The organism is Litorisediminicola beolgyonensis (assembly GCF_042679605.1).
Taxonomy (GTDB): Bacteria; Pseudomonadota; Alphaproteobacteria; order Rhodobacterales; family Rhodobacteraceae; genus Litorisediminicola; species Litorisediminicola beolgyonensis.
This window is the reverse complement of the sequence record NZ_JBHTMU010000044.1, coordinates 1-25778: the sequence shown is the minus strand read 5'-3', so window position 1 is coordinate 25778 and position 25778 is coordinate 1. Positions and strand designations below refer to the sequence as shown.

General features: G+C 67.7%; 16 protein-coding genes and 1 pseudogene. 11 read left to right on the top strand and 6 right to left on the bottom strand.

The window, feature by feature from the left end:
- Positions 1-132 precede the first annotated feature (132 nt).
- From ACFQ4E_RS17835 to ACFQ4E_RS17825, 3 genes are all read left to right on the top strand, one after another.
- A complete protein-coding gene (locus ACFQ4E_RS17835; protein WP_386805887.1) occupies positions 133-774 on the top strand; it encodes a nicotinate-nucleotide adenylyltransferase in 642 nt (213 codons plus the stop codon).
- Between the two features lie 112 nt (positions 775-886).
- Complete coding sequence (gene dacB, locus ACFQ4E_RS17830) at positions 887-2377, top strand: D-alanyl-D-alanine carboxypeptidase/D-alanyl-D-alanine endopeptidase (RefSeq protein WP_386805886.1); 1491 nt, start codon at positions 887-889, stop codon at positions 2375-2377.
- 47 nt (positions 2378-2424) lie between these two features.
- Positions 2425-2976: a hemerythrin domain-containing protein gene (locus tag ACFQ4E_RS17825; RefSeq protein ID WP_386805885.1), complete on the top strand. Its 552-nt coding sequence runs from the start codon at positions 2425-2427 to the stop codon at positions 2974-2976.
- A gap of 44 nt (positions 2977-3020) precedes the next feature.
- Here the strand turns inward: ACFQ4E_RS17825 and ACFQ4E_RS17820 are convergent, their stop codons facing one another.
- The 3 genes from ACFQ4E_RS17820 to ACFQ4E_RS17810 all read right to left on the bottom strand — a co-directional run bounded on the left by ACFQ4E_RS17820 (position 3021) and on the right by ACFQ4E_RS17810 (position 5504).
- Positions 3021-3275 (bottom strand): hypothetical protein, encoded by a 255-nt coding sequence (locus tag ACFQ4E_RS17820; RefSeq protein ID WP_386805884.1) that lies wholly within the window; start codon positions 3273-3275, stop codon positions 3021-3023.
- Positions 3276-3447: 172 nt separating this feature from the next.
- Entirely contained in the window at positions 3448-4791 is a 1344-nt protein-coding gene (locus ACFQ4E_RS17815) for a sensor histidine kinase (RefSeq protein ID WP_386805883.1), read from the bottom strand.
- 38 nt (positions 4792-4829) lie between these two features.
- A complete protein-coding gene (locus ACFQ4E_RS17810; RefSeq protein ID WP_386805882.1) occupies positions 4830-5504 on the bottom strand; it encodes a winged helix-turn-helix domain-containing protein in 675 nt (224 codons plus the stop codon).
- Between the two features lie 221 nt (positions 5505-5725).
- Between ACFQ4E_RS17810 and ACFQ4E_RS17805 the strand changes: the two genes are divergently transcribed.
- Positions 5726-6883, top strand: coding sequence for a trypsin-like peptidase domain-containing protein (locus ACFQ4E_RS17805; RefSeq protein ID WP_386805881.1), 1158 nt, complete (start codon positions 5726-5728; stop codon positions 6881-6883).
- Positions 6884-7092: 209 nt separating this feature from the next.
- Here the strand turns inward: ACFQ4E_RS17805 and ACFQ4E_RS17800 are convergent, their stop codons facing one another.
- Complete coding sequence (locus ACFQ4E_RS17800) at positions 7093-8988, bottom strand: propionyl-CoA synthetase (protein ID WP_386805880.1); 1896 nt, start codon at positions 8986-8988, stop codon at positions 7093-7095.
- Between the two features lie 462 nt (positions 8989-9450).
- Between ACFQ4E_RS17800 and ACFQ4E_RS17795 the strand changes: the two genes are divergently transcribed.
- Positions 9451-12258, top strand: a complete 2808-nt coding sequence (locus ACFQ4E_RS17795) for an Ig-like domain-containing protein (RefSeq protein WP_386805879.1) — start codon at positions 9451-9453, stop codon at positions 12256-12258.
- Between the two features lie 105 nt (positions 12259-12363).
- Here the strand turns inward: ACFQ4E_RS17795 and ACFQ4E_RS17790 are convergent, their stop codons facing one another.
- Together ACFQ4E_RS17790 and ACFQ4E_RS17785 are read right to left on the bottom strand one after the other, a co-directional pair.
- Positions 12364-17514: a DUF5801 repeats-in-toxin domain-containing protein gene (locus tag ACFQ4E_RS17790; protein ID WP_386805878.1), complete on the bottom strand. Its 5151-nt coding sequence runs from the start codon at positions 17512-17514 to the stop codon at positions 12364-12366.
- Between the two features lie 653 nt (positions 17515-18167).
- Positions 18168-20450, bottom strand: a complete 2283-nt coding sequence (locus ACFQ4E_RS17785; protein ID WP_386805877.1) for an NADP-dependent malic enzyme — start codon at positions 20448-20450, stop codon at positions 18168-18170.
- Positions 20451-20664: 214 nt separating this feature from the next.
- Between ACFQ4E_RS17785 and ACFQ4E_RS17780 the strand changes: the two genes are divergently transcribed.
- The 6 genes and pseudogenes from ACFQ4E_RS17780 to ACFQ4E_RS17755 form a co-directional block, all read left to right on the top strand.
- Positions 20665-21060, top strand: coding sequence for a cytidine deaminase (locus ACFQ4E_RS17780; protein ID WP_386805876.1), 396 nt, complete (start codon positions 20665-20667; stop codon positions 21058-21060).
- The gene (locus ACFQ4E_RS17775) at positions 21057-22349 is read left to right on the top strand and encodes a thymidine phosphorylase (RefSeq protein WP_386805875.1); all 1293 of its coding nucleotides are present in this window, start codon (positions 21057-21059) and stop codon (positions 22347-22349) included. Before ACFQ4E_RS17780 ends, ACFQ4E_RS17775 begins: the two co-directional genes overlap by 4 nt.
- A 163-nt stretch (positions 22350-22512) precedes the next feature.
- Positions 22513-23718: a phosphopentomutase gene (locus tag ACFQ4E_RS17770; protein ID WP_386805874.1), complete on the top strand. Its 1206-nt coding sequence runs from the start codon at positions 22513-22515 to the stop codon at positions 23716-23718.
- 11 nt (positions 23719-23729) lie between these two features.
- Complete coding sequence (locus ACFQ4E_RS17765; RefSeq protein WP_386805873.1) at positions 23730-24734, top strand: adenosine deaminase; 1005 nt, start codon at positions 23730-23732, stop codon at positions 24732-24734.
- The gene (upp, locus tag ACFQ4E_RS17760; protein WP_386805872.1) at positions 24731-25363 is read left to right on the top strand and encodes a uracil phosphoribosyltransferase; all 633 of its coding nucleotides are present in this window, start codon (positions 24731-24733) and stop codon (positions 25361-25363) included. The genes ACFQ4E_RS17765 and upp overlap by 4 nt, the downstream gene beginning before the upstream one ends.
- A 69-nt stretch (positions 25364-25432) precedes the next feature.
- Positions 25433-25778, top strand: a pseudogene (locus ACFQ4E_RS17755) (SPOR domain-containing protein); the annotation flags it as partial.

Genomic DNA, 25778 nt, shown 5'->3' with positions numbered 1-25778 from the left:
TTATGAATGTCTGCCTGAACCCGGTCAGGTAGGTCGCGCGCGAGATGGTTCGGCTCACGATCCGGTGAGCTTGCGCTTCGCGGCGGGACACGAGATGACGGGACGCGCAGGCGAGAGAGAAAGAGGGCCCTGATGGCGCTGTCGCATCCAACCACCGGGCTGACGCTGTCCCCGGGCAGCCGGGTCGGGCTTCTGGGCGGGTCCTTCGATCCACCACATGCGGGGCACGCTCATATCACGCGCGAAGCGCTGAAGCGTTTCGGTCTCGACCGGGTGGTCTGGCTGGTCTCGCCCGGAAATCCGCTGAAGGCCCGCGGGCCGCAGCCCTTGGAGCGGCGGATGGCGGCGGCGCGCGAGGTCATGGACGACCCCCGTGTGACGATCTCGGATGCCGAGGCGCGGCTCGGAACGCAGGCCACCGCCGACACCTTGGCGCGGCTCGCCGCCGCTCATCGCGGCGTGCGGTTCGTGTGGCTGATGGGGGCCGACAACCTGCGGCAGTTCCATCGCTGGGAAAACTGGCGGCAGATCCTCGCGACGGTGCCGGTCGGCGTTCTGGCGCGGCCGGGTGACCGGATCGCCGCGCAGGTCTCGGTCACGGCGCGGGCGTTTCGGGATGCGCGGATCCCCGAGGAGGCGGCGCGGCGTCTGCCCTTTGCCGACCCGCCCGCCTGGTGCTTCGTGAACGTGCCGATGCGGGCCCAGAGCTCCACCGAGATTCGCGCGAGGGGCGAGTGGCCCGAGAGCACGGCACCCGCGCCCAAATCTTCGTGATCCGGTTGCGGGCGCTTCGGGAAATGCCGCGATTTTTCAAATCTCTCGGGCTCTTTCCTGATCCGGACGCGATGGCTTGCTCCGGGGCGGCCGCTGGGATTAACTCCGCCGCATGAGCGTCTCCTTCTCCCGCCGCGCGGCTCTCGCCGCGCTTGCCGCATCCGTCGCCGCGCCCGCGTTCGCGGGTGCGCCCGCCAGCTCTCTCTTTCCCCGGGCACGGGGCGAGCGGCCTGCGCCTCCGGCGCTGCCCGAGGGCGGCGCGCTGGTCGAGCGGGCGCGCATTCCCGGAGCGACCGGCTTTGCGGTGGCCGATGCCGCGACAGGCGAAATGCTGGAGAGCCATGCCGAGACGACCGCGCTGCCTCCGGCCTCGGTCGCCAAGGCGCTGACCGCGGGATACGCGCTCGAGTTTCTCGGGCGCGATCACCGCTTCGAGACCCGGCTCCTGACCACGGGCACCCTGTCCGAGGGCGTGCTCACCGGCGACCTGATCCTCGCGGGCGGGGGTGACCCCACGCTCGACACCGACGCGGTGGCGGAGCTGGCGCGGCGGCTCAAGGCCGCGGGCGTGAGCCAGGTCACCGGCGCGCTCCACGTCTGGGGCGGGGCGCTGCCGCGGCTGAAGACCATCGATCCCGAGCAGCCCGACCATGTCGGCTATTCGCCCGCGGTCTCCGGTCTCAACCTCAATTACAATCGCGTTCATTTCGAATGGCGGCGTTCGGGCAGCGAGTACACGACCAGCCTCGAGGCGCGCTCGGAGACGCTGCGGCCCGCAGTCCGTATGGCGCGGATGCGGATCGAGGACCGCTCGCTTCCGGTCTACACCTATGCCGACCGCGCCGGGCGTGACGACTGGACGGTCGCGCGGGGCCAGCTTGGCAAGGGCGGCGCGCGCTGGTTGCCGGTCCGCAAGCCCGAGCTCTACGCCGGCGAGGTCTTCCAGAGCCTCGCCGGGGCGCAGGGCATCAAGATGGGCGCGCCCGAGGTGATCGAGACGCTGCCCGAGGGCGCGGAGGAGCTGGCGAAGATCGAAAGCCGGCCGCTGGCGAAGATCGTCAACGAGATGCTGCTCTATTCGACCAACCTCACCGCCGAGGTGCTGGGCCTGTCGGCGACGGTCAAGCGCTCGATCTCGTGCGAGACGCTGGCCGACAGCGCGCAGGCGCTGAACCTCTGGGCGAACTCGGTCCTGGGCACGCGGGCGGTGGCGCTGGCGGACCACTCGGGTCTCGGCGACGACAGCCGGGTGAGCGCGGCGGACATGGTGCGCGCGCTGATCGCGATGCGCGAGCGGGTCGACCTCGCGCCGCTTCTGAAGCGCATCAAGACCGGCGAGCCGCCCAAGGGCGTGCCCTCGGTGCCGGTGACGGTGCGGGCGAAGACCGGCACGCTCAACTTCGTCTCGGGCCTTGGCGGGTTCGAGACGCTGCCCGACGGGCGGGTCCTAGCGTTCGCGATCTTTTCCGGCGATCTCGACCGGCGGGCCGGGATCCCGCGCGCGCAGCGCGAACGCCCCGACGGCGCGCGCGGATGGGCGTCGCGGGCGCGGAGCCTGCAGAAGGACTTGCTGGCGCTCTGGGGCGCGCGCTACAGCGCCTGAGCGCGTGGCATGACGCCCGTGCAGAACAGATGACGGGGAACGCTATCATGGACGATGCGCTGCGGCTCGAACGCCGGACACGGCTGCCCGACGCTCTGCGGGTTCTGGTCGAGGAATTTCCCCGCGAGATCTGGGAAAGCCATCCGAATTTCGCCGGGCTCGTGTCCTTCTGGCTCGACCGGCACGGCATGTTTCGCCAGATCTGCGATGTCCTGAAAAGCGATGCCGAGGCGGCGATGGACGCCAAGTTGGACGCCCGGTCGCATGGGGCACGGCTGGCGCGGTATGGCGGGCTACTGGTGCGCGAGCTCCACGGCCATCACCAGATCGAGGACATGCATTACTTCCCGGTGCTCGCCAAGGCCGATCCCAAGGTCAGCCGCGGCTTTGAGATCCTCGATCACGATCACCATGATCTCGACGGTCTCCTCGAGCGCTTCACCGAGGCGGCGAACGCGGTGCTGCAGAAGGACAGAGAGATCGGCCCGTTCCGCGAGGAGCTTCTGGGCTTCGAGCGGTTCCTCGACCGCCATCTCGTCGATGAGGAGGAACTGGTGGTGCCGGTGATCCTCAAGCACGGACCCGGCGGTCTGGCCTGAGCCGGGCGAGGGCCGGAGCGGCGTGCGCCGCCCCGGCAGAAGGCTCAGTTCTCGACGGTGACCTTGTTTATCTTGTCGTAACCGTTGTCGGCGTTCGAGTGGAACTCGATGGTGACCTCACGCCCGGCGGCGAGGTCGGCGGGCGCCTCGGCAAGGGTTTCGAGCGACCAGACGGTCTTGTCCTCGAGGACGAGGAGCTTGGCGACGCGGTCATAGGCCAGGACTTTGCCCTGGGTGTTGTCGGCGAAGGCGGGTGCGGCGGCCGAGAGGATCAGGGCAGCGGCGAGAAGCGGGCGCATGGATGCGGTCCTTTGAACCAGAGTATCAGGTGAGCCGGAAATGGGGGGGCCGCAGCGCGCTGCAAGGGGCGCGAGAAGCGGGCACGCAAATATTCCTGTGGGCGCCGCGGCGCGCTGTCGCGAGCCGCAGTTGGCCGCCTCCGGGAGGTCCGGACACGCGGGCACTCGGTGCTCAATTCGGCGGTGGGAAGCCCATCGTGACGCGCAGGCCGGGGGCATTATCCTCGAGCACCAGCCGCGCGCCGTGGCGCTGGGCGATGGCGGCGACAAGGGCGAGACCCAGCCCGTGACCCGGGCTCGTGCGCGACCTCTCGAGCCGGTAGAGGCGCTGGAGCACCTTTTCGCGCTCGTCTTCGGGAATGCCCGGGCCGTGATCGGCCACCGAGAGGGCGCGCGCCTCCGCATCGACGCTCACCGTCACCGGTCCCGCGCCGCCGTGGCGGAGCGCGTTCTCGATGAGATTGGCGATGGCCTGCCCGATGAGACGCTTCTCGCCGGTGACCAGAACCGGCGTCTCGGGCAGGGCGGCGCCGAGCCTCAGCCCGGCGCTTTCGGCGGCGGGCTCGTAGAGCTCGACCATATCGGCGGCGAGCGCGGCGAGGTCCAGCGTGTCGGACGGTGCGCCTTCCTGGCCGCCCTCGATCCGGGCGATCTGCAAGAGGGCTCGGAAGATCTCGATGGCCCGGTCGGCCTCGTCCGCGGCGCGCTCAGCGGTGGCGCGGGCGGGGCTGTCCGGCGGGGTCTCTTCCTCGAGCGCGCGGAGGAGGACGGTGATGCGCTGGAGCGGGGTCCTCAGGTCATGGGCGATGTCGGTCGAGACCTGCCGCAGCGCGTCGGTCGCGGCCTCCTGCCGGGCGGCCATGCGGTCGAGCTCGGCCGAGATGCGCGCGAGGTCGTCGCCACGCCCGTCGGTGGTGCCGGTGCGGGCCGAGAGATCGCCTTGGGCCAGGGCGTCGAGCGTCCGCTCGATCCGCGCCACGCGGCGGGCGGTGCGCCGTGCGATCAGCGTGCCGAGCGCCAGCGACAGGACGAGGGTCGGGGCGAAGCTCAGGAGCAGAAGCGCCGCGAAGGTGCGCCCGAGCGCCCGAACCGGGGCGCGGCTTTCGGCGACGACCAGCCAGCCCGAGGAGAGCCTGCGCGCTTCGGTCAGGTAGCCCGCCTGGCCGAGCGGACGGTCGGGCAGCGGATCGAGCGCGACCTGTCCCTGCGAGACCCGCGCGCGGGCATTCCCCGCCTGCCGCCCGTCATCGCCCAGAAACACCAACACGCGGTCGGCGGGATCGGTGGCGCGGGCGCGCACCGAGACCAGCGTGCGGAGGGCGGCGGGTGTCGCGGCAAGGTCGAGACCGCCAAGCTCGGCTTCGAGATCGGCCTGGAGCGCGGCCTCCTCGCGGGACTTGAGCGCCAGGTAGGCGGTGCCGAGCGTGAAGGCGTTCACCGTGGTGAAGAGCGTCACCAGAAGCAGCGTCAGCCGCAGCGGCGCCGAGCGCAGAAGGCGGCTCAGCGCGCGTTGCATGGGCGCGCGGGGCGGCAGGGCGAACGGTCGCGCAGGGCTCAGTCCTCGATCTTGTAGCCCGCGCCGCGCACGGTGACGATCAGGTCGCGGTCGAAGGGCTTGTCGACCTTGGCGCGCAGGCGGCTGACATGGGTTTCGACCACGTTGGTCTGCGGGTCGAAATGGATGTCCCAGACCGCTTCGAGCAGCATCGTGCGGGTCTGGACCCGGCCCTTGCGTCGCAGAAGATGTTCCAGGAGAGCGAATTCGCGTGGCAGGAGCTCGATGCGCTGACCGGCGCGGGTCACGGTGCGGCGCAGCACGTCCATCTCCAGATCCGCGGCGCGCAGCACCGTTTCGGCCTCGTCCGAGAGCGGTAGGCGCCTCCCCAGCGCGGCGATCCGCGCCGAAAGCTCGCCGAGCGCGAAGGGTTTCACGAGATAGTCGTCGCCGCCCGAAGACAGCCCCTCGATCCGGTCGTCGAGACCGCCCATCGCAGTCAGGAAGATCGCAGGGGTCGAAACCTTGGCGGCGCGCAAGGCCTTGACGAGGCTCAGCCCGTCGAGATCGGGAAGCATCCGGTCGACCACGAGCACGTCGTAGCTCTGGCTCATCGCCTGGGTGAGTGCATCGCGTCCCGAGCCCAGCCAGTCGACGCCATGCCCCTCGGCGGCGAGGCCGCGGGTGATGTAGTCGGCGGTGGTCTGGTCGTCCTCGATGACGAGCAGTTTCATCGGTCTCCGCGCTCCGGTGTGGCTGTCTGTGCTTCTGGAAATCGGCCTATTGGCGGGCGGAATCAAGGGCCTCGCGCCGCCGTGACAAAGGTTGCGGCTTTGTAATGCCGCGGGCGGGCGGCTGCAATTTACAGCCCCGACATTGAGGAACACCGGGCGCCGCGAGGCTGGTGGCCCGCCCCCGACAGACAGTTCATTCGATGCGAAAGAGACAGAACACAATGACCCAGATCGCAGCCAAGACCCGACGGATCGTGACCGCGAGCGCCCTGGCGCTGGCGCTTGGCACCGGTGCCGTGCTGACCGTCGCGCCCGGCAGCGGCGAAGCCATCGCCGCGCCGCAGGCAGGCGTCGACTATATCGACCTCGTTGCTCGGCTGAGCCCGGCGGTGGTGACCATCGAGGTCGAGAAAGGCGCCACCGAGGTCTCCGCCGAGCGCGGCGAGGCCCAGCCCGATTTCCCGTGGGAGGAGTTCTCGCGCCGCTTCGGGATGCCGATGCCTGAGGGCCGCATGCCCGGGCATCCCGGTCGCCCCGATCGCGGCATGACCGGCGCGGGCACCGGCTTCATCATCTCCGAGGGCGGCCAGATCGTTACCAACGCCCATGTCGTCGCGGGCGCCGACAGCGTCACCGTGACGCTCGAGGACGGCACCGAGCTCGAGGCCGAGATCGTCGGCGTCGACGAGGCCACCGACATCGCGGTGATCTCGGTCGAAGCCGGGGACGCGCTGCCCTTCGTCAGCTTCGGCGAGAGCGATGCGCTCAAGGTGGGGCAGAACGTGATCGCCATCGGCAACCCGTTCGGCCTCGGAAATACCGTGACCACGGGCATCGTCTCGGCGCTCGGGCGCGACCTGAACTCGGGCCCGTTCGACGACTACATCCAGACCGACGCGGCGATCAATCGCGGCAATTCCGGCGGGCCGCTCTTCAACGAGGCGGGCGAGGTCGTGGGCATCAACACCGCGATCATCTCGCCGACCGGCGGCTCGGTGGGGATCGGCTTCTCGGTGCCGTCGGACCTGGCGGCGGATGTCGTGGCCGAACTCGCCGATGACGGCTCGGTCGAGCGCGGTTGGCTCGGGGTGCAGATCCAGCCGGTGAGCGAGGACGTCGCCATGGCGCTCGGCTTCGACAGCGGCGACGGCGTGATGATCGCCGACGTGACCGAGGACACCCCGGCCGAGAGCGCCGGTCTGCAGAAAGGCGACATCGTCCTGAGCGTGAACGGCGAGGCGGTCGATACCCCGCGCGACCTCACCCGCGCCATCGCGACCCAGGCGCCGGGTGCGGAGGTCGAAATCGGCTTCCTGCGCCGCGGCGAGGAGAAGGACGTCACCGTCACGCTCGGCAACAGGGCGGATCTCAAAGCCTGAGGGCAGACTGTCGCCGAGGCCTGGGAGACAGGCTAGAGCAACTGGCGCCCCTTTAGGGGCGCCTTTTTTGTGCGCGGGCATTGGCTCCAGATTTTTAGATAAAAATCTGGAGATCGGTCGGGGCGGTCCGTCCGGCGGCGGATAGAAGCGCGCCGTGAGCGGGACGGTGGGCCTCCAGATTTTTAATTAAAAATCTGGAGGGTGCCCGGTCACTTCTGTTTCGGATAGCCCAGAGCCGAGACGTTGTCGCGCATCTCGTCGATCACCGATGGATCGTCGATCGTCGCCGGGACCTTGACCTCGGTGCCGTCGGCGATGGCCGCGATGGTGCGGCGGAGGATCTTGCCCGAGCGGGTCTTGGGCAGGCGGTCGACCACCTTGCAGAGCTTGAACGCCGCCACCGGGCCGATCTGGTCGCGGACGCGTTTGACGCATTCGGCCTCGATCTCCTCATGCGGACGGTTCACGCCCTTGGTCAGGCAGACGAGACCCATCGGAAGCTGGCCCTTGAAATCGTCCGCCACGCCGACGACGGCGCATTCGGCGACATCGGGATGGCCTGCGAGAACCTCTTCCATCGCGCCGGTCGAGAGCCGGTGGCCCGCGACGTTGATGACGTCATCGGTGCGCGCCATGATCCAGAGATAGCCGTCCGCGTCCATCATCCCGGCATCGCCGGTCTCGTAGTAGCCTGGGAAATGCGACAGGTAGCTCTTCTGGAACCGCTCCGGCGCGTTCCAGAGCGTCGGCAGCGTGCCCGGCGGCAGCGGCAGCTTGACCGCGATGGCGCCGAGCGTGCCCGCGGGCACTTCCTTGCCCTCGTCGTCGAGGATGTGGATCTCGTAGCCGGGCATCGCCACGGTCGGCGAGCCGATCTTCACGGGCAGCGCTTCGATGCCGACCGGGTTCCCGGCGATGGTCCAGCCGGTCTCGGTCTGCCACCAGTGGTCGTAGACCGGCTTTCCGGTGACGTTCTGCGCCCATTCGATGGTGTCGGGATCGGCGCGTTCGCCCGCGAGGTAGATCGCGCGGAGATGCGAGATGTCCCAGTCTTTCAACATCTCCGCCTTCGGGTCCTCGCGCTTGACGGCGCGGAAGGCGGTGGGCGCGGTGAAAAAGCTGCGCACCTTGTGCTCCGAGATCACCCGCCAGAAGGTCGAGGCGTCGGGCGTGCCTACCGGCTTTCCTTCGAAGAGCACGGTGGTGTTGCGATGGATGAGCGGGGCGTAGACGATGTAGCTGTGGCCGACGACCCAGCCCACGTCGGAGGCGGCCCAGAAGACTTCGCCCGGGTCGACATTGTAGATCGCCTTCATCGTCCAGTTCATCGCGACGAGGTGTCCGCCGGTCGGGCGCACCACGCCCTTGGGCGCGCCGGTGGTGCCGGAGGTATAGAGGATATAGGCCGGGTGATCGCCGCGGACCGGCACGCAGTCGGCGGGCTCGGCGCCCTCCTGGAAGGCCTCCCAGTCGTGATCGCGCCCGTCGGTCATCTCGCCCGGGCATTGCTCGCGCTGGAAGACGACGGTGAAATCGGGCTTGTGTTTGGCCTGTTCGATGGCCCCGTCGAGAAGCGGCTTGTAAGGCACGGTGCGGCCCGGCTCGATGCCGCAGGAGGCGGCGATCATCGCGCGGGGCTTGGCGTCGTCGATGCGGACGGCGAGCTCATGCGCGGCGAAGCCGCCGAACACGACCGAATGGATCGCGCCGATCCGGGCGCAGGCCAGCATCGCGGTCACCGTCTCGGGGATCATCGGCATGTAGATCACGACCCGGTCGCCGGGCTCGACGCCCTGCCGCCGGAGAGCACCCGCGAAACGCGCGGTATCGGCCAAAAGCTCGGCAAAGGTGATCTCGCGCTTGGTCCCGGTCACGGGGCTGTCGTAGATCACCGCGACCTGGTCGCCGTGCCCGGCCTCGACATGGCGGTCGAGCGCGTTCCAGCAGGTGTTGACCTCGCCGTCGGCGAACCATTCGTAGATGTTGTCGCCGCGATCCCAGAGCGCCTTGGACGGTTTCTTGGTCCATTCGATGCGCTCGGCCTCGGTCATCCAGAAGCCTTCCGGATCGGATTTCCAGCTCTCGTAAATCTCGGCGTAGCTCATCGTCCCGTCCCTCCCTGCGTCCCGATCCCGTGGTTGTAGCGGGCGCCGGGTCGGGCAGGCAAGCACTGGTGGCGATAACAAAAATCACGCGGTCACGAAGTTTACCGACCGGCAGGAAAAGCTGAAAACCGGCTTTTCCGGCGCGGCGGCTCGGAGCCGCGAGTCGCCCCATTCGCATCGGCAGATTTCCGCAAACGGGCGCTTTCCCGGCGAAATTGCGGCATAATTTTGTGCTTTCAGCCGCATTATCACCCAAATAGGATGGTAGCGAGCAGATGTTGTATGACTCGACCGGCTGCCCCCTAGAGAGGCTGTGTCGAGAGGATGGTTTCCATCCGTCGCGTCTTGGACCTGTGGCCGGTCACGGGGCGCGTGTTTCCAGAAACAGTCCGATCCGGGTTTCGGATCGCGGTGTGCCGGAGGCTCTCTCCGGTGCGTCACAGAGGCGAAAAGGCACAGGTCATGGCACCCAGGAACAAGCCGGGCGGCGGCCCGGGCGCGTCGGATCCGAACACGGTCTCCGGCACAGACGGCGACGATTGGCTCTCGGCGGAGGGCGGCGCCTTCACGCTAGAGGGCGGGCGCGGCAACGATGTCTACGTGGTCGACGGAGCGGACGACATCGTCACGGAAAAGCGCAATGGCGGCGACGACACGGTCCGCGCGTCGGTCGATTTCCTCCTCTGCGATGATCTCGAGCACCTCGTGCTGACCGGCACCGGCGATCTCTCGGGCTGGGGCAACGGGATCGAAAATTCGCTGACCGGCAATGACGGCGCGAACCTGCTGGACGGCGGGGCCGGGGACGACACGCTCGATGGCGGTCTGGGCAGCGACACGCTGATCGGCGGCGAGGGCACCGATCTGGCGCTCTATGGCGGGGCGCTGGGGGAGTATGTCTTCGGCTGGGATGGCGACGTGCTGCTCGTCACCGATGCCGGTGGCGTGACCGACCGTCTGAGCGGGATCGAGTTCCTGAGCTTCTCGGACGGGACCGTCGCGGTGGCGGATCTGCCCAGTGATATCCCGGTGGCCGAGGCCGATGGCGCGGTACTGGTCGAGGACGGCGTCGCGGTGCTCGACGTTCTGGCCAATGACCGCGGGATCGGTCTGCGCGTGGTCGAAGTGAGCGGCGCGGCGCTCGGCGCGGTTGCGATCAATGCCGACGGCACGCTGACCTATCGCGGCGGCGCGGACCTGAGCGGCCTGGACCGCTTCACCTACACCGTTGTCGATGCGGCAGGGCGGCAGGCCCGGGCCGATGTGTCGGTCACCATCGAGGCGGTGAACGACGCGCCCGTCGCGGTCGATGACGCCTTCGCTGTGTCCGGCGGGGCGGTGCTGTCGGGCGCCGTTCTGGTCAACGACACCGATCCCGATGGTGACGCGCTGAGCGTGAGCGGCTTCGATGCGGTCAGCGCGGCGGGCGGCTCGATCACGATGGGCGGTGACGGCCGGTTCGACTATGTCGCGGCGGCGGGGTTCACCGGGAGCGACCGGTTCTCCTACACCGTCTCCGACGGGCAGGGCGGCTCGGCGACCGCTTGGGTCACTGTCGAGGTGAGCGGCGGCGCGAACGGCGCGCCTGTGGCGGTCGATGATGCGATCACGGTGACGGCGGGCACGTTCTACATCGGCAGTTCGGTCCTCGCCAATGACGTCGATCCCGACGGCGATGCGCTTGTCGTCGCGGCCTACGCCCCGGTGAGCGAACTTGGCGCCTCGGTGTCGATGAACGGGGATGGCAGCTTCGCCTACATGATCGGCGCCGGGATCACCGGGACCGATCGGTTTGTCTATTCTGTCTCCGACGGAAAGGGCGGCACCGATACCGGCGTCGTGGTGGTGACGGTGGTGGCGCCCGAGAGCCCCGCGCCCGAAGCGCAGGCCGATAACTGGTCGCTGACCGAGGGCACGGCGCTGCAAGGCGCCAACGTCCTGGCCAATGACAGCGCCGGGCTGACGGTAACCGCGGCGGACATGATCAGCGCTTTGGGCGTCGCGGTCACGGTCGCGGCGGATGGCGCGGTGAGCTACGCGGCACCCCTGGGCGCGTCGGGCACGGACAGCTTTTCCTACACCGCGACGGACAGAGAGGGCCGTTCGGTCAGCGCGACGGTCACGGTATCGGTGCAGGCGGCGACGGATGTGCCGTATTACATCGAGGGCCTCCTTGCCGAGGGCGCAGACGACCGGTTCAACGCGGGCCAGCCTCTCGGCACCGCCGTGACCGTGACCTACGCCTTCCTCGAAGACGTTCCGGTCTATTACGGCAGCTATGCGCGCGCCTCGGTCGGTCCGAGTTTCGAGACATTCTCGGCCGAGGAGCGCGCCGTCATCCGGGCGGTCATGGACGATATCGAGGCCCTGACCGAGATCACCTTCGTCGAGGTCTCGAGCGAAACCGAGGCGGTGATGGCGCTGGGTTCCTGCGATCTGGGTGGCTCGACGCTGGGCTCCGCGGGGTTCCCGAACGGAGGGGAGGTCGGGACCCGCGCCTCGGATTTCTGGCTCGATGACGGCGTCCTTCTCGACGGGATTGCGCCCGGCGAGGCGGGGCATTGGGTGTTGCTGCACGAGCTTGGTCACGCGATGGGCCTGAACCACGCGCATCTGCCGACGGCAGAATCGGATCGGCAATACACGGTCATGGAGTATTCCGCCCATGACACTGCGTCTGGCTACGAGACCGGCTACGCGCTCTACGACATCGCGGCGCTGCAGTATCTCTACGGCGCGGACACCGCCACCGCGTCGGGCGACGACACCTACACAGCCTCCGATCTCGCGGCGCGGGTGGGGGCGCTCTGGGATGGCGGCGGCGAGGATCACTGGGATCTGAGCGACGCGACACAGGCGGTTGATGTCGATCTGGCGCCGGGGGCGTTCAGCACGGTGACGCCGACGGGCAGCGACGCGCTCTCCATCGCCTTCGGCACGCTGATAGAACAACTGACCGGCAGCGGGTTCGATGACAGGCTTGCCGGCAACGACGCGGCGAACCGCATACGCGGCGAGGCGGGCGACGACACGATCTCGGGCGGCGCGGGCGACGATGTCTTCGTGCTCGAGCGCGGCTGGGGCATCGATACGATCACCGATTTCGCGCTGGGCGAGGACGTGCTCGACATCGCGCTCACCGGGCTTGCGTCGGGCGATTTCAGCCTGACCGAGATCGGTTCGGACACCCGGATCGAGAGTGTCGAGGGAACGGTGGTTCTGGAGAACGTGATCGGGGCGTCGATGGCGGATCTGCTGTTTCTCGCCTGACGCCCCGATCCGTCCCGGCGCAGATCGCCGGGCAGCGAGCCGGGCGCGGCGTGGCCTCCGCGCCCGGCTCTTTCACCCCGTTCGGCCCTAGCCGACCGGAGCGACTTAGATCAATGGGACGTCCGAGTCGTAGATGCCGGTCCCATCGACGGTGACCGAGAAGTCGGCCGTTGCGAGGTCGAAGTCGAAATCGCTCGACTGCACGGTGTAGATGAACGCCTGGTCGGGGGTCGGCGCCGGCTGGTCGATGTTGAAGCCGCCGATATCGAACTTGCCACCAGTGGCTTGCACCCGCGTCAGATCGTGGAGACCGGCGGTGTAGAAGATGATCTCGTCCTGCGCGTCTACTCCGGTCACCTCGATCGAGAAGACACCTTCGGCGTCCTCGTAGAACGTGGTCGTCTTTTTCGCCGCGTCCACGATCTCGACCTTGATGATTTTCACTGCGGTCGCACCGGCGTCGGGGTTCTCTATGAAGTTTCGCGATGAGGTCTCGTCGTTCACTGTGATGCCTTCGGGCATGTCGAAGGCGGAGATGATCATGCTCGCTGGCTTGTTGCCCTGGACCTGAACGATCTCGATGGAGGCCGCACTGACCTCGATGGACCCGGAGAACTTCACGGTGTCCGCGTCATCGGCATTGTTCTGGTCGAGCCCGGAGCCGGCGATCGAGGCGGGGTCCGGGTCGTCCACATAAGCGAACCAATGGCCCTCTTCGGGATCGAACATCTGGTTCGAGTTGCCGATGGTGACAGGACCGCCTCCTTTCGAGGTATTGGTCGTCTCGCTGTCATTCGTGAACGTGCCGTCAGAGGCAAGGATCGCGTTTTCGGGGAAGATCAGCAGGCCTCCGGCTTCCGGATCGTAGGTGTCAGACGCCGAGATCGTGCCGTGAAGGTTCTGACCCGAGGGCAGATCCTCGAAGTCGAAATTGATCGGCTCGGCCAGCGGATCGGAGAGCACGTTGAAATTCACGGTGCCGTCGTAATTGCCGTCTCCGTCGAAATTGAAGACCGCCTCGAAGATGTCCTGGTCGATCCCGGGGTCATACTCTCCCGGAGTGCCGGGGTTTTCTGCCGTTCCCGGTTTGTCGATGTAATGCACGACACGCGCGCCATCGTCGACGATTGCGGCCATGAGGCCCTCGATCGGAGGCAGGTCGTTGACGACGTCGGTGAAGATGTAGGTGGCGTCGGAACCGTTGACGTCGGCATTGTCGTCGGGGTTCAGATCGAAGGTCAGGAACTCGCCGGCAAGGAACTCCACCTCGGTCGCGCGCGGCGTGCCGGGATGGTCGGAGGTATCCGGATCGACGGTGATCGCTCCGAGTTCAGGCAGGTCATCGACCACGGTCACCACGGCATCGCCCGCTTCGAGCCCCACCGTATCGCCGTCATAGTCGATCGCCTGAACCGCGCTCGACAGGTCGATGTCCAGAGTGTTGGCGCCATTGCCCGCCGGATGGTCGAGCGGACCCTGCAGCAGGAAGTTGAGCATGCCTGCCGCCGAGACAGTAATCGAGAAGATCACGTCGCCGCCGACCCCTGCGCGCGCAACAAGAGCGCCTGCCTCGATGCCGTAGACAAGTGTCGTCCCGTGGCTCGAAAGGGTCTGGTTCAGGACGCCGGTGAGCGCCCATGTGGCGTCTTCATCGGTGCCCGAGGTGACCAGGGGTGCGAGGTTCAGAGTTCCCAGCGCTGTGCCGCCACCGGACCCGTTTGTGGTCGCGCTTTCGTGGACGGTGTCGGCCGCGCTGGCGCCGGAGCGGATGGGTATGTCGTCCATGACGATATAGGTCAGGAAGTCGTTGTCGAGTGCCGCGGGGTCACCATCGGCGTCACGGATGTCGAGGACGCCGGTGAAGTCGATGACGTCCGTCGTTCCTCCACCGACGAGGCGCAGAACGTCGTTCTCACCCCCACCCGCTTCGTGGTCGAGCTGATCGTTAAGCGTCAGCGTCGCGTCTGCGGTGTTGTCGCCGTTGTCGACCAGCGTGAAGGTGAAGACCAGTCGGCCGTCCGCCCAACCCTCAATCGTGTCGGTGCCATTCATCTGGTATGTGACGGCTTCGCCGTGCGAGACAAGGTTTGACAGCGTGCCAAGGGCCGTCGGGTCGATCTGGAACACGCCCGGGGCGTCGAATCCGGAGCCGAAGGAGGCACCTGAAATTGATATGGTCGCGCTGTCGAGCCCGACGGACAGGTCCTCATTCACGCCTGTGCTGAGGGCTGTCGCAAGGTCGTCTTCCTCAAGTTTCGCTGCAGCGGGCGGGTCCGATTGCGGCCCATCATCCCGGATCGAGACGAGGTCGCCGACGAAGGTCTCGGCGCTGGTCTCGTCATCGTCGCCATCCGTGGCGGTGAGCACCACCTTTAACGCCTCCTCGGCCATTGTGACCGTCTCGTTGGGATCGGCGGTCGGGTGCCGGACGGGGGCGTATTGCGCCACTGCCAGTTCCTGCGCGTCGGTGAGCATGACCGCGAGGATCAGCTCATTCGTGACCGCGTCGCGGCCTTCGATCACCTCGCCGACCTTGGTCAGCAGGATGGCGTTGTTGGCCAGCGTCAGGAGACCGGAGTTGTTGGTGGAGCCGACCTCCAGCGACCAGCCGTCCTGGGCGGCGCTTCCGCCGTCGGTGCCGTAATCCGTGCCCGCCGAGGTCACAACCGCGCCGGAGGACAGGGCCCAGCCAGCGACGGTGCCGAGCGCGGTGAACGCGGCCGGAGCGGCGCCACCCTGGTCGTCGACATCGCCCTGGACGCCTGTCGTTTCGTCATGGGTGACGTCCACGCCCGTCAGCGTGATGGCTGCCACCGGTCCATCGTCGCGGATGCGGACCTTGTCGCCTATGGGCTCGAACTTGGTGTCGGTGTCGCCATCGCCGTCGGTGAGCGTCAGCACCGCGCGAAGAGCGCCGTCGCGCATGATCTCGGTATCGTCGGGATCGGTGGCATTGCCGTGATCCACCGCCAGTCGCTGCTCGACGGTCAGGCTGAGATCGCCGTTGAGCGTGATCACCAGAGCCACCGGACCGCCCACGCCGCCGACGCGGCCTTCGACCGTGTTGGCGGAGGTGGCGAAGAGCAGGATGTCGCTGCCGCCGGTGGCGTCGAGACCGCTGTCATTATCGGCCGGATCGACCGCAAGCGACCATGCCGCGCTTCCGGCGCCGTCGGTGCCGTAATCCGGCGCTCCGGGATGGGCGACGACCGGACCGGCGCTCGTGGCGGTGCCGATGGCGCCCGGAACGGTCAGGGCGTCGTCATCCGAGCCCGCATCCGGTCCCGGGGTTTCGTCGTGCAGGACCGTGGCTCCGGTATCGGAGATGGCCGCAGCCGGTCCGTCGTCCTGGAAACCGACCTTGTCGCCGATATCCTCGGTGGTCTTGTGCGAGTCGCCGTCCTTGTCGGTCAACGTCAGCGCCGCGCGCAACGCGCCATCGGCCATGAAGACCGCCTCGTCATCGCTGAGCGTATCGCCGTGCAGGATCGCGAGATATTGCACGACCGTCAGGGTCAGGTCGCCATTCAGCGTGATCTTGAACGCGACCGCGCCGAGCTCGCCGCCGACCCGGCCTTCGACCTCCGTGTCGGACACCTGGTAGAGCAGGATGTTGCCGCCGCCCGTGGCGTCGAGACCGCTGTCGGCCCCATCCGTGACCTCGAGCGCCCAGTCCGCGCTGCCAGCGCCGTCGGTGCCGTAATCGGGCGAGGCGGGCAGGGCCACGACCGGACCGGCGCTCGTCGCCTGACCGATCGCACCGGCGGGCACGGCGAGATCGTCGTCGGCATCGCCGTCCGGTCCGGGCGTCTCGTCATGAACGACACCGGTTCCGGTATCGACGATCACCGCGTTCGGGCCGTCATCGTCGATAAAGAGCGTGTCGCCGACCTCCTTCGGCGTCGTCTCGCCACGCGAGATATCGATCTTGCCGATGTCGAACTTGCCGGAATCCGCGGTCACCCAGAAGCGGTTGAAGGTCTCCTCGGACGTCGTTTCCGGATCGTCGGTGTACCACTTGATCGAGTGGAGCGCGTCGAAGCCCTCGATCGAGAAGGTGTTGCCGTCGACCCATGTGATTGTGAATACGCCCTTTTTCTGAACGCCGTTCGCGTCTGCGTCGGCCGGATCGAAGGTCTGCAGAAGCGCCCGGGCACCGTCGACAGGATTGTTGTAGATCTCGACACGCCGGACGGTGACGGGGAGGTCGTCTTCGATGGCGTCATTGCCCGGGGCGGAGGGGTCCTCGTCGCCCAGATAATCGCCGGTATAGTCGCCGTCATTGTCCGGGTTGGTGCTGTCGACATAGCCGATCCCGGCGCTGTCGGCCTGCGCGCTCCAGACGTCGATGGTCATCTTGCGCGGGCCCTTGCCCTGGATCTGCGAGACGAAAGCCTCTGCATCGACGACGTCGAGAAGGCCCGAATAGCTCATGTCGTCGATATCGGTGAAGGTGCCGTCGACGAGGTCCGTGACGAAGGTATAGACGCCCGTGTTCGGGAAATTGTTTTTCGGCACCGAATACATCTGGTTGTTGATGCCGCCGGTCGCGCCCTGGCCGCCCTGCGAGGTGTTGTAGCTGTCCGAGGTGCTGTCCATCGAGCCGTCGGTCTCGATCACGATATTCCGGCCCGAGACCACGACGCCGGAATTGCCGTCCGCCACGCCGACGAAGAGGAAGTTGCCGGAATCGAGATTGCTGAAGTCGAAGCTGAGCGAGCCCTGGGTCGAGACGTAGAGCAGGTCGTTGAAATCAATGGTGTCGTCGGGGTCGCCGCCGACATGCTTCAGGGGCACGAAGGTGACCATCTCGATCTCGGCCGAAAGGTTGTCGGCGGAATCGTTGAGATAGAAGACCGCGACGACGGTTCCGGTCCCGCCGGGACCGGTGGTCGCGATGACCACGTCGTCATTGCCCGCAAGCGAGGTCAGGTAGATCGGCTCGTCATCGACCGTCGATAGCCCGGACGGATCGGTCCCGGTCAGGAGATTGCCGTCGGCATCGGAGAAATAGAGGCTGTTGATCGTGCTGCCTTGCGGGTCGATCGTGATGTAGGGATCGCCGCTGTCGCCTTCATAGGTCGTCGCGGTGTTGCCGGTCGCGAGGATGTCGCCGGTCAGAAGACCCTCGGCCGTCAGGATGCTGGCGAAGGCCGAGGAGATGACGGCCTCGTTGCCGTCGTCACCATCCGGAGAGGGCTGCAGCAAGGGGCTTTCGTCGATGGTCAGCGTGCCGTTGATGATAATATCGGTCATGTCCTAATCCCCGGGGTGTCCCCTGTTGCGAGCGGAGAAAGGCACGCGTCTTCCGGTCCCGGGCCAAGTGGGCCGGGAGAGCGGAGCGGACCCCGCGAGAGGACCCGGGCAAGGCGGTGAGCCGAAAAGCATCGATCCCCCGCCCGAAACGGAGCGGAGAGCTTTTTGCGGCCACGCGCCGAAATGCGCCGGTCCAAACCGGAATTGACCGAGTGAGAAAGTCAGGGTTCGGGCGCGAATGCCCAACCCTGTCGCGGACGCGCGATGCGTCCCGTGCCGCCGGTGCCTGTCATGGAATTATTGTGACGGGTCAAACGCTTGGTGCTCGACCCGGCGGTGCCCGTTGTTATGCCACGAGACGCCGTTAATGAACGTCCGTCAACGACCGCTATCCCGTTCGGTCATACGCCTTTCAAAGGCTCTTTTTATGAAGATGTCAGCAGTTGTGATAATTTATGGTTGAGAAACAATATGACTTTTTACAGTAGTGAAGCGCTTATCTGTCTACAATAAATTGCCGTGATTCTCAATGAAATTCGGGAGCGATCAATTCCGAGAAGGCAAGTTAATTTTTGTTGTATTCGGGTGGTGGGATCTCGCAATAGGCGAAATCCCTTTTGATGTAGGGGCTTGGCTTGCGCGGGTTTTCGCCCTCAGCCGTATTGCTCGACCGGGGTGCCCGCGATGGCGGCCATGTTCAGAAGACCGCGTGCGGTGATCGAGGGGGTCACGATATGCGCCCGGTTGCCGAGGCCCATCAGGATCGGACCGACCTCGAGCCCCTGCGCCTTCATCTTGAGGATATTGCGCACGCCGGACGCCGCATCCGCATGGGCGAAGATCAGCGTGTTCGCGGCACCGTCCATGCGGTTGTCGGGCATGAGCCGCTCGCGCAGATCGGCATCGAGAGCGGCTTCGACATTCATCTCGCCCTCGTAGCAGAAGTCGCGGGTCTCGGAATCGAGAAGTGCTATCGCCGCGCGGATGCGGTCGGCGCTGTCGCTCTGCTGGTTGCCGAATTGCGATTGCGAGCAGAGCGCGATCTTCGGCGTGACGCCGAAGCGACGGACATGGCGCGCCGCCCCGATCGCGGTCTCCGCGATCTGCTCGGGCGTTGGCACGATATGCACATGCGTGTCGGCGATGAAGAGCGGGCCGTCCTCGAGGATCATCAGCGACAGCGCGCCCTGCGGGTGCTTGTCCGCGTCCGAGAGCATCTGGGTGACGTAGTTCAGATGCCAGCGGAACTCGCCGAAGGTGCCGCAGATCAGGCTGTCGGCCTCGCCGCGCTGGACCATTACCGCGCCGATGGCGGTGGTGTTGGTGCGCATGACGGCGCGCGCGATGTCGGGCGTGACGCCGCGGCGGGCGAGAACGGCGTGGTAGGTCTCCCAGTAGTCGCGGTAGCGCGGGTCGTTCTCGGGGTTCACAAGGTGGAAGTCGCGGTCGGGACGGATCTCGAGCCCGAGCCGCTCGCAGCGCATGGCGATGACCTCGGGGCGTCCGATCAGGATCGGCTGCTCGGTGGTATCCTCGAGAATGGCCTGCGCGGCCCTGAGCACGCGCTCGTCCTCGCCCTCGGCGAAGACGATCTTGCGCGAGGCGGTCGCCGCGGCCTCGAAGACCGGGCGCATGAGGAGCGCGGATTTGTAGACCGAGGCGCGGAGCTTCTGCTTGTAGGCCTCCATGTCCTCAAGCGGGCGCGCCGCGACGCCCGACTCCATCGCCGCCTTCGCGACCGAGGACGACACGACCGCCGAGAGGCGCGGGTCGAAGGGCTTGGGGATCAGGTAATCGGCGCCGAAGGTCAGCTGCTCGCTGGAATAGGCCGCCGCCGCCTCGGCCGAGGTCGTGGCACGGGCGAGCGCGGCGATGCCCTCGACGCAGGCGATCTCCATCTCGTCGTTGATGGTCGTCGCGCCGACATCGAGCGCGCCGCGGAAGATGAAGGGGAAGCAGAGGACGTTGTTGACCTGGTTCGGGAAGTCCGACCGGCCGGTGGCGATGATCGCATCGGGCGCAACCTCACGGGCCAGGTCGGGCATGATCTCAGGCGTCGGGTTCGCCAGCGCGAAGATGATCGGGCGCGCGGCCATTTTCGCTACCATCTCGGGCTTCAGCACGCCGGGGCCGGAGAGGCCGAGGAAGAGGTCCGCGCCCTCGATCACGTCGCCGAGGCTCGCCGGGCTGGACCCTTGGGCGAACTCGGCCTTCTGCGGGGTCATGTCCTTTTCGCGGCCCTCGTAGACGAGGCCCTCGATATCGCAGAGCCAGACGTTCTCGCGCCGGACACCGAGCTTCAGAAGCATGTTGAGACAGGCGATCCCCGCCGCGCCGCCGCCGGTCGAGACGATCTTGATGTCCTCGAATGTCTTGTCGGCCACCCGCAGCGCGTTGGTCGCGGCGGCCCCCACGACGATGGCGGTGCCGTGCTGGTCGTCATGGAAGACGGGGATGTTCATCCGCTCGCGGCAGATGCGCTCGACGATGAAGCAGTCGGGCGCCTTGATGTCCTCGAGGTTCACCGCGCCGAAGGTCGGCTCCAGCGCGCAGACGATCTCGGCCAGCTTCTCGGGGTCGGGCTCGTTCACCTCGATGTCGAAGCAGTCGATCCCGGCGAATTTCTTGAAGAGGACGGCCTTGCCCTCCATCACCGGCTTCGAGGCCAGCGCGCCGATATTCCCGAGGCCGAGGACCGCCGTGCCGTTCGAGATCACCGCGACGAGGTTCTGCTTGGCGGTGTAGCGCGCGGCCTCGTTCGGGTTGTCCTTGATCTCGAGACAGGCCTCGGCCACGCCGGGGGAATAGGCGCGGGCGAGGTCGCGGCCATTGGCCATCGGCTTGGTGGCGCGGATCTCGAGTTTTCCGGGCTTGGGGAATTCGTGATAGGCCAGAGCCGCCTGACGCAGGGTTTCGTTGGTGCTGTTCTCGGCCATCGCGCTTTCCCCCGTGGAGCGGTTTCCAAACCGCCTTAGAATAGAGCAGGCTTAGACGAAAGTCTTATGGGTGCAAACCCAAACCGGCGGGGATTTCCGTTAGCGGTCACGGGCTTGGTCTTGCCGGGCGCGCCCGCCGCCGGGTCACCGCTTGCGCCGAGACGGGCGAGGCTCCACCATGCGCGGACGCGACAGGCAAAAAGGAGCGCGAGGGATGGACGATCTGCGGCAGGCCGCTCTGGCGGTGCGCGAGCGGGCCCATGCGCCCTATTCGAACTTCAAGGTGGGCGCGGCGCTCAGGACCGTGACCGGCCATGTCGCCATCGGCTGCAACGTCGAGAACGTGGCCTATCCCGAAGGCACCTGCGCCGAGGCGGGCGCGATCGCGGCGATGGTCGCCGCCGGGGAGACCGGCATCGCCGAGGTCTACGTCGTCGCCGACGCGCCCGACCCGGTGCCGCCCTGCGGCGGTTGCCGCCAGAAGATCGCCGAGTTTGCCGCACGCGACGCGCGGATCACCATGGCGACCGTCGACGGGGCGGAGCGGTCGGTGACGCTGGCCGAACTTCTGCCGGGGGCGTTCGGCGCGGATCACATGGAGCGCACATGACCGATGCACGCGCCGTGCTCGCCGGTCTGAGACGGGGCGAGACGCCATCGGACGAGGCGCTGGCCTGGTTCGCCGCGGGCCTGGCGGACGGGCGCGTCTCGGACGCGCAGGCCGGGGCCTTCGCGATGGCGGTCTGCCTCAGGGGGCTCGGCGATGCGGGGCGCGTGGCGCTGACGCGGGCGATGCGCGACTCCGGGTCGGTGCTCTCCTGGGCGCTCGACGCGCCGGTCCTCGACAAGCATTCGACGGGCGGTGTCGGCGATTGCGTGAGCCTCGTTCTCGCGCCGCTTCTGGCGGCGGCGGGGGTCTACGTGCCGATGATCTCGGGCCGGGGGCTCGGGCATACGGGCGGCACGCTCGACAAGATGGAGGCGATCCCGGGCCTGCGGGTGACGCTCGACGAGGCGGCTCTGCGCCGGGTCGTGAGCGAGGCGGGCTGCGCCATCGTCGCGGCCTCGCCCGAGATCGCGCCCGCCGACCGGCGGCTCTACGCGGTGCGCGACGTGACCGGGACGGTCGAGAGCCTCGATCTGATCTGTGCCTCGATCCTGTCGAAGAAGCTTGCCGCGGGGCTCGACGGGCTGGTGCTCGACGTCAAGCTGGGCTCGGGCGCTTTCATGAAATCCGAAGACGAGGCGCTGGCCCTGGCGCGCGCGCTTGTTGAGACCGCCAGCGCGGCGGGCTGTCCGACGACGGCGCTTCTGACCGACATGAGCCAGCCGCTCGCGCCCTGTCTCGGCAATGCGCTCGAGGTCGTGGCCTCGCTCGACGTGCTAACCGGCCGCGCACGCGGGCCGCTCCGGGATCTGTCAGTGGCGCTGGGGGCGGAGCTTATGTCTTCGGCCACGGGCGAAGACGGCGCGGCGGCGCGGCTGGAAGGGCTTCTCGACAGCGGTGCCGCCGCCGAGAGCTTCGGGCGCATGGTCTATGCGCAGGGCGGGCCGCTCAGCTTCGTCGAGCAAGGCGCGCGATTTCTGCCCGAAGCCCCGGTGATCCGCGAGGTGCCCGCGCCCGAGGCGGGCCGGGTCGAGGCCTGGGACGGCGAGGCGCTGGGTCTCGCGGCGCTGCGGCTCGGGGCCGGGAGACAGGTCGAGAGCGACCGGGTGGACCCGGCGGTGGGCCTGTCGGACGTGGCCCCGCTCGGGACGGCTCTCGCCAAGGGCCAGCCGGTCGCGCGCGTTCACGCGGCGCGCATGGAACAGGCGATCGCCGCCGAGCGCGCGGTGCTCGCAGCTCTGACGCTGGGCGATGCGGAGGTGCCGGATCTGGTGCGGGAGCGGGTGGCATGAGGCCGGCGCTTGATCCGAATGGTGCACTTGCCCGGCCTTGGCGCAGATTGGCCGAGGGCAGGGGTGCGTATTTGGAAAAAGAAGAAGCATCGGGGTGGGGCGCGGTGCGCGAGGTCGCGCGGGCGGAGACCGCGGGTGGCGCGTGGCGTCGGGGGCGCGCGCCATGAGCCGGGCGTTCCTTGTGGTGATGGATTCGGTCGGCATCGGCGGCGCGCCGGATGCGGCGGCGTTCTTCAATGACGGCACGCCCGATACCGGGGCGAACACGCTCGGTCATATCGCGCGCGCCTGCGCCGAGGGTCGGGCTGAGGAGGGGCGGAGCGGGCCGCTCGCGGTGCCGCATATGCGCGCGCTGGGTCTGGGCGCGGCGCTGGAGCTCGCCTCGGGCGAGGATCTGCTGGCCGGGCCGGAGCCCGCCGGGCTCTGGGGCGCGGCCACGGAAGTGTCACGCGGCAAGGACACGCCCTCGGGACATTGGGAGCTGGCAGGGCTGCCGGTGCCCTGGGACTGGCACTACTTTCCCGACGCTGTTCCGGCTTTCCCCGAGGAGCTGCGCGTCGCGGTTCGGGCGGCGGCGGGGACGGAGGGGCTCCTGGCGGAATGTCACGGCTCGGGCACGGTGATGCTCGACCGGTTCGGCGAGGCGCATCTCCAGACCGGCTGGCCGATCTGCTACACCTCCGCCGACAGCGTCTTCCAGATCGCCGCGCATGAGGACCGCTTCGGGCTCGACCGGCTGTTGACGCTCTGCGAGACCGTGGCGCCGATCCTGCACCAGATGAAGGTCGGGCGGGTCATTGCGCGGCCCTTCGTCGGCGCACCGGGCGCGTTCCGGCGCACCAAGAACCGGCGCGACTATGCGATCGCGCCGCCGAAGCCGGTGCTGACGGACTGGGTGCAGGGCGCGGGCGGACGGGTGATCGGGGTCGGCAAGATCTCGGACATCTTCTCGGCGACCGGCATCGACGAGAGCCGGACCGGCACTGACGAGGAGCTGATGGCGCATCTCGAGAGCCTCGTCGATGAGGCCCCCGACGGCGCGCTGGTCTTCGCCAATTTCGTCGAGTTCGACAGCCTCTGGGGGCACCGTCGCGACCTCTCGGGCTATGCCCGGGCGCTCGAATGGTTCGACCGGGGGATCGGCGCGCTTCTGCCGCGGCTCCGGGACTGCGACCTCTTGTGCCTGACGGCGGATCACGGCAACGATCCGACCTGGATCGGCACCGACCATACCCGCGAGCGGGTCCCGGTGCTGATGGCAGGCCGGGGCGCGGGAGCGCTGGGCCAGATCGGGTTTTCGGATGTGGCCGCGAGCGTCGCGGCGCATCTGGGTGTCACGAACGCGGGCGCGGGGCGCAGCGTTCTCTGAAGGAGACGGACATGGACGAGGAGCGGCTGGAGCGCATCGTGGCGCTGCCGAAGATCGAGCTGCACCTGCATCACGAGGGCGCCGCGCCGCCCGAACTGATCCGGGCGCTGGCGCAGGAGAAGTCCATCAACCTGGACAAGATTTTCCGCGAGGACGGCTCTTACGCCTACAAGGATTTCGAGGAATTCCTGCGCATTTACGAGGCCGCGACGAGCGTGCTCAGAACGCCCGAGGATTACGCGCGGCTGACCACGGCGCTTCTGGAGCGCGCGGCGGAAAGCGGGGTGATCTATCTCGAAAGCTTCTTGTCGCCGGATTTCTGCGGGCGCGGCGAGGTCGAGGCCTGGAGGGAATACCTCCATGCCATCCGCGAGGCGGCCGACCGGGGCGAGCGCGACATGGGCGTCATCCTGCGCGGCATCGTCACCTGCGTGCGCCATTTCGGACCGGACTCGGCCAAGCGCTCGGCGGTCTGCGCGGCGGAGACGGCGGGCGACTGGATCGTCGGCTTCGGCATGGGCGGCGACGAAAATGCCGGGCGGCAGCGCGATTTCGCCTGGGCTTTCGACGCGGCGCGCGAGGCGGGGCTGGGCCTGACCAGCCACGCGGGCGAATGGCGCGGGCCCCGGGAGGTGCGCGAGGCGCTTGACGATCTCAAGGTCAGCCGGATCGGCCACGGCATCGCCGCGGCGCAGGACCCCGAGTTGGTCGATCGTCTGGCCGAGGATGGCATCGTGCTCGAGGTCTGCCCGGGATCGAACGTGTTCCTCGGGGCTGTGCCGCGCATGCATCTGCATCCGATCGAGGAGCTGCGCGACAAGGGCGTCAAGGTGACCGTCTCGACCGATGATCCGCCCTTCTTCCACACCACGATGGAGGACGAGTATCGCGGGCTTGCCACCACCTTCGGATGGGACGAAGAGGTCTTTGCCGAGGTCAACCGCACCGCGCTCGACGCGGCGTTCTGCGACCCGGCGACCAAGGACCGGCTGAAGACACGACTGGAGACGACATGAGCGCCAACCTGACCATCGTCGAGCACCCGCTGGTGCAGCACAAGCTGACGCTGATGCGCCAGAAGGACACCTCGACCGCGGTGTTCCGGCAGCTTCTGCGCGAGATCAGCCAGTTCCTGGCCTACGAGATCACCCGCGACCTGCCGCTCGAGACGCGGCGGATCGAGACGCCCTTGCAGGAGATGGACGCGCCGGTTCTTGCGGGCAAGAAGCTGGCGCTGATCTCGATCCTGCGCGCGGGCAACGGGCTTCTCGACGGGGTGCTGGAGCTCGTGCCCTCGGCGCGGGTTGGCTTCGTCGGCCTCTACCGCGACGAGGAGACGCTGGAGCCGGTGCAGTACTATTTCAAGGTCCCCGACGGGCTGGACGACCGGCTGGTGATCGCCGTCGACCCGATGCTGGCGACCGGCAATTCCTCGGCCGCGGCGGTCGATCTTCTCAAGAAGGCGGGGGCCACCAACATCCGGTTTCTCTGCCTTCTGGCGGCGCCCGAGGGCGTCCAGCGCATGCAGGAGGCCCATCCCGACGTGCCGATCGTAACAGCTGCGCTCGATAGCCGCTTGAATGAAAAGGGCTATATCGTTCCGGGGCTCGGCGATGCCGGTGACCGGATGTTTGGCACAAAATAAGCGCGCCTTCTCCTTTACAGACGCTAGGTCTTGGGGCATCCTCAAGGAAAAGCGACTGGGGGGTCGAGCATGTTCTTCTTGGCGCGTCTGCAGCTGCTGGGCGGAGTCCTGGCGGCGACGTTGCTGCTTCCGGCAGGGGGCGAGGCACAGTCTTCGCGTGATATTCCGGCGGAGTTTCCGCCCGCTTCCTATGAGGGTCGGCAATATATCGACAGCCGTGGCTGCTACTATGTCCGCGCCGGGTTCGACGGGGCGATCGACTGGGTGCCGCGGATCAGCCGGTCGCGCCAGCATGTCTGTGGCGGCACGCCGACCTTCGGAGGGTCCCAGGCCCGCGCGGTCACGCCGACACCCAGCGACGCGCAGGTGATCGCGCCGCCCGCCGCTGTCGCCGCGCCGCAACCGGCAGCCCGAC

Bases quoted from the DNA above. Each gene is read 5' to 3' on its own strand.
- ACFQ4E_RS17835 (WP_386805887.1), top strand. From the start codon at position 133: ATGGCGCTGTCGCATCCAACCACCGGGCTGACGCTGTCCCCGGGCAGC.
- dacB (WP_386805886.1), top strand. From the start codon at position 887: ATGAGCGTCTCCTTCTCCCGCCGCGCGGCTCTCGCCGCGCTTGCCGCA.
- ACFQ4E_RS17825 (WP_386805885.1), top strand. From the start codon at position 2,425: ATGGACGATGCGCTGCGGCTCGAACGCCGGACACGGCTGCCCGACGCT.
- ACFQ4E_RS17820 (WP_386805884.1), bottom strand. From the start codon at position 3,275: ATGCGCCCGCTTCTCGCCGCTGCCCTGATCCTCTCGGCCGCCGCACCC.
- ACFQ4E_RS17815 (WP_386805883.1), bottom strand. From the start codon at position 4,791: ATGCAACGCGCGCTGAGCCGCCTTCTGCGCTCGGCGCCGCTGCGGCTG.
- ACFQ4E_RS17810 (WP_386805882.1), bottom strand. From the start codon at position 5,504: ATGAAACTGCTCGTCATCGAGGACGACCAGACCACCGCCGACTACATC.
- ACFQ4E_RS17805 (WP_386805881.1), top strand. From the start codon at position 5,726: ATGACCCAGATCGCAGCCAAGACCCGACGGATCGTGACCGCGAGCGCC.
- ACFQ4E_RS17800 (WP_386805880.1), bottom strand. From the start codon at position 8,988: ATGAGCTACGCCGAGATTTACGAGAGCTGGAAATCCGATCCGGAAGGC.
- ACFQ4E_RS17795 (WP_386805879.1), top strand. From the start codon at position 9,451: ATGGCACCCAGGAACAAGCCGGGCGGCGGCCCGGGCGCGTCGGATCCG.
- ACFQ4E_RS17790 (WP_386805878.1), bottom strand. From the start codon at position 17,514: ATGACCGATATTATCATCAACGGCACGCTGACCATCGACGAAAGCCCC.
- ACFQ4E_RS17785 (WP_386805877.1), bottom strand. From the start codon at position 20,450: ATGGCCGAGAACAGCACCAACGAAACCCTGCGTCAGGCGGCTCTGGCC.
- ACFQ4E_RS17780 (WP_386805876.1), top strand. From the start codon at position 20,665: ATGGACGATCTGCGGCAGGCCGCTCTGGCGGTGCGCGAGCGGGCCCAT.
- ACFQ4E_RS17775 (WP_386805875.1), top strand. From the start codon at position 21,057: ATGACCGATGCACGCGCCGTGCTCGCCGGTCTGAGACGGGGCGAGACG.
- ACFQ4E_RS17770 (WP_386805874.1), top strand. From the start codon at position 22,513: ATGAGCCGGGCGTTCCTTGTGGTGATGGATTCGGTCGGCATCGGCGGC.
- ACFQ4E_RS17765 (WP_386805873.1), top strand. From the start codon at position 23,730: ATGGACGAGGAGCGGCTGGAGCGCATCGTGGCGCTGCCGAAGATCGAG.
- upp (WP_386805872.1), top strand. From the start codon at position 24,731: ATGAGCGCCAACCTGACCATCGTCGAGCACCCGCTGGTGCAGCACAAG.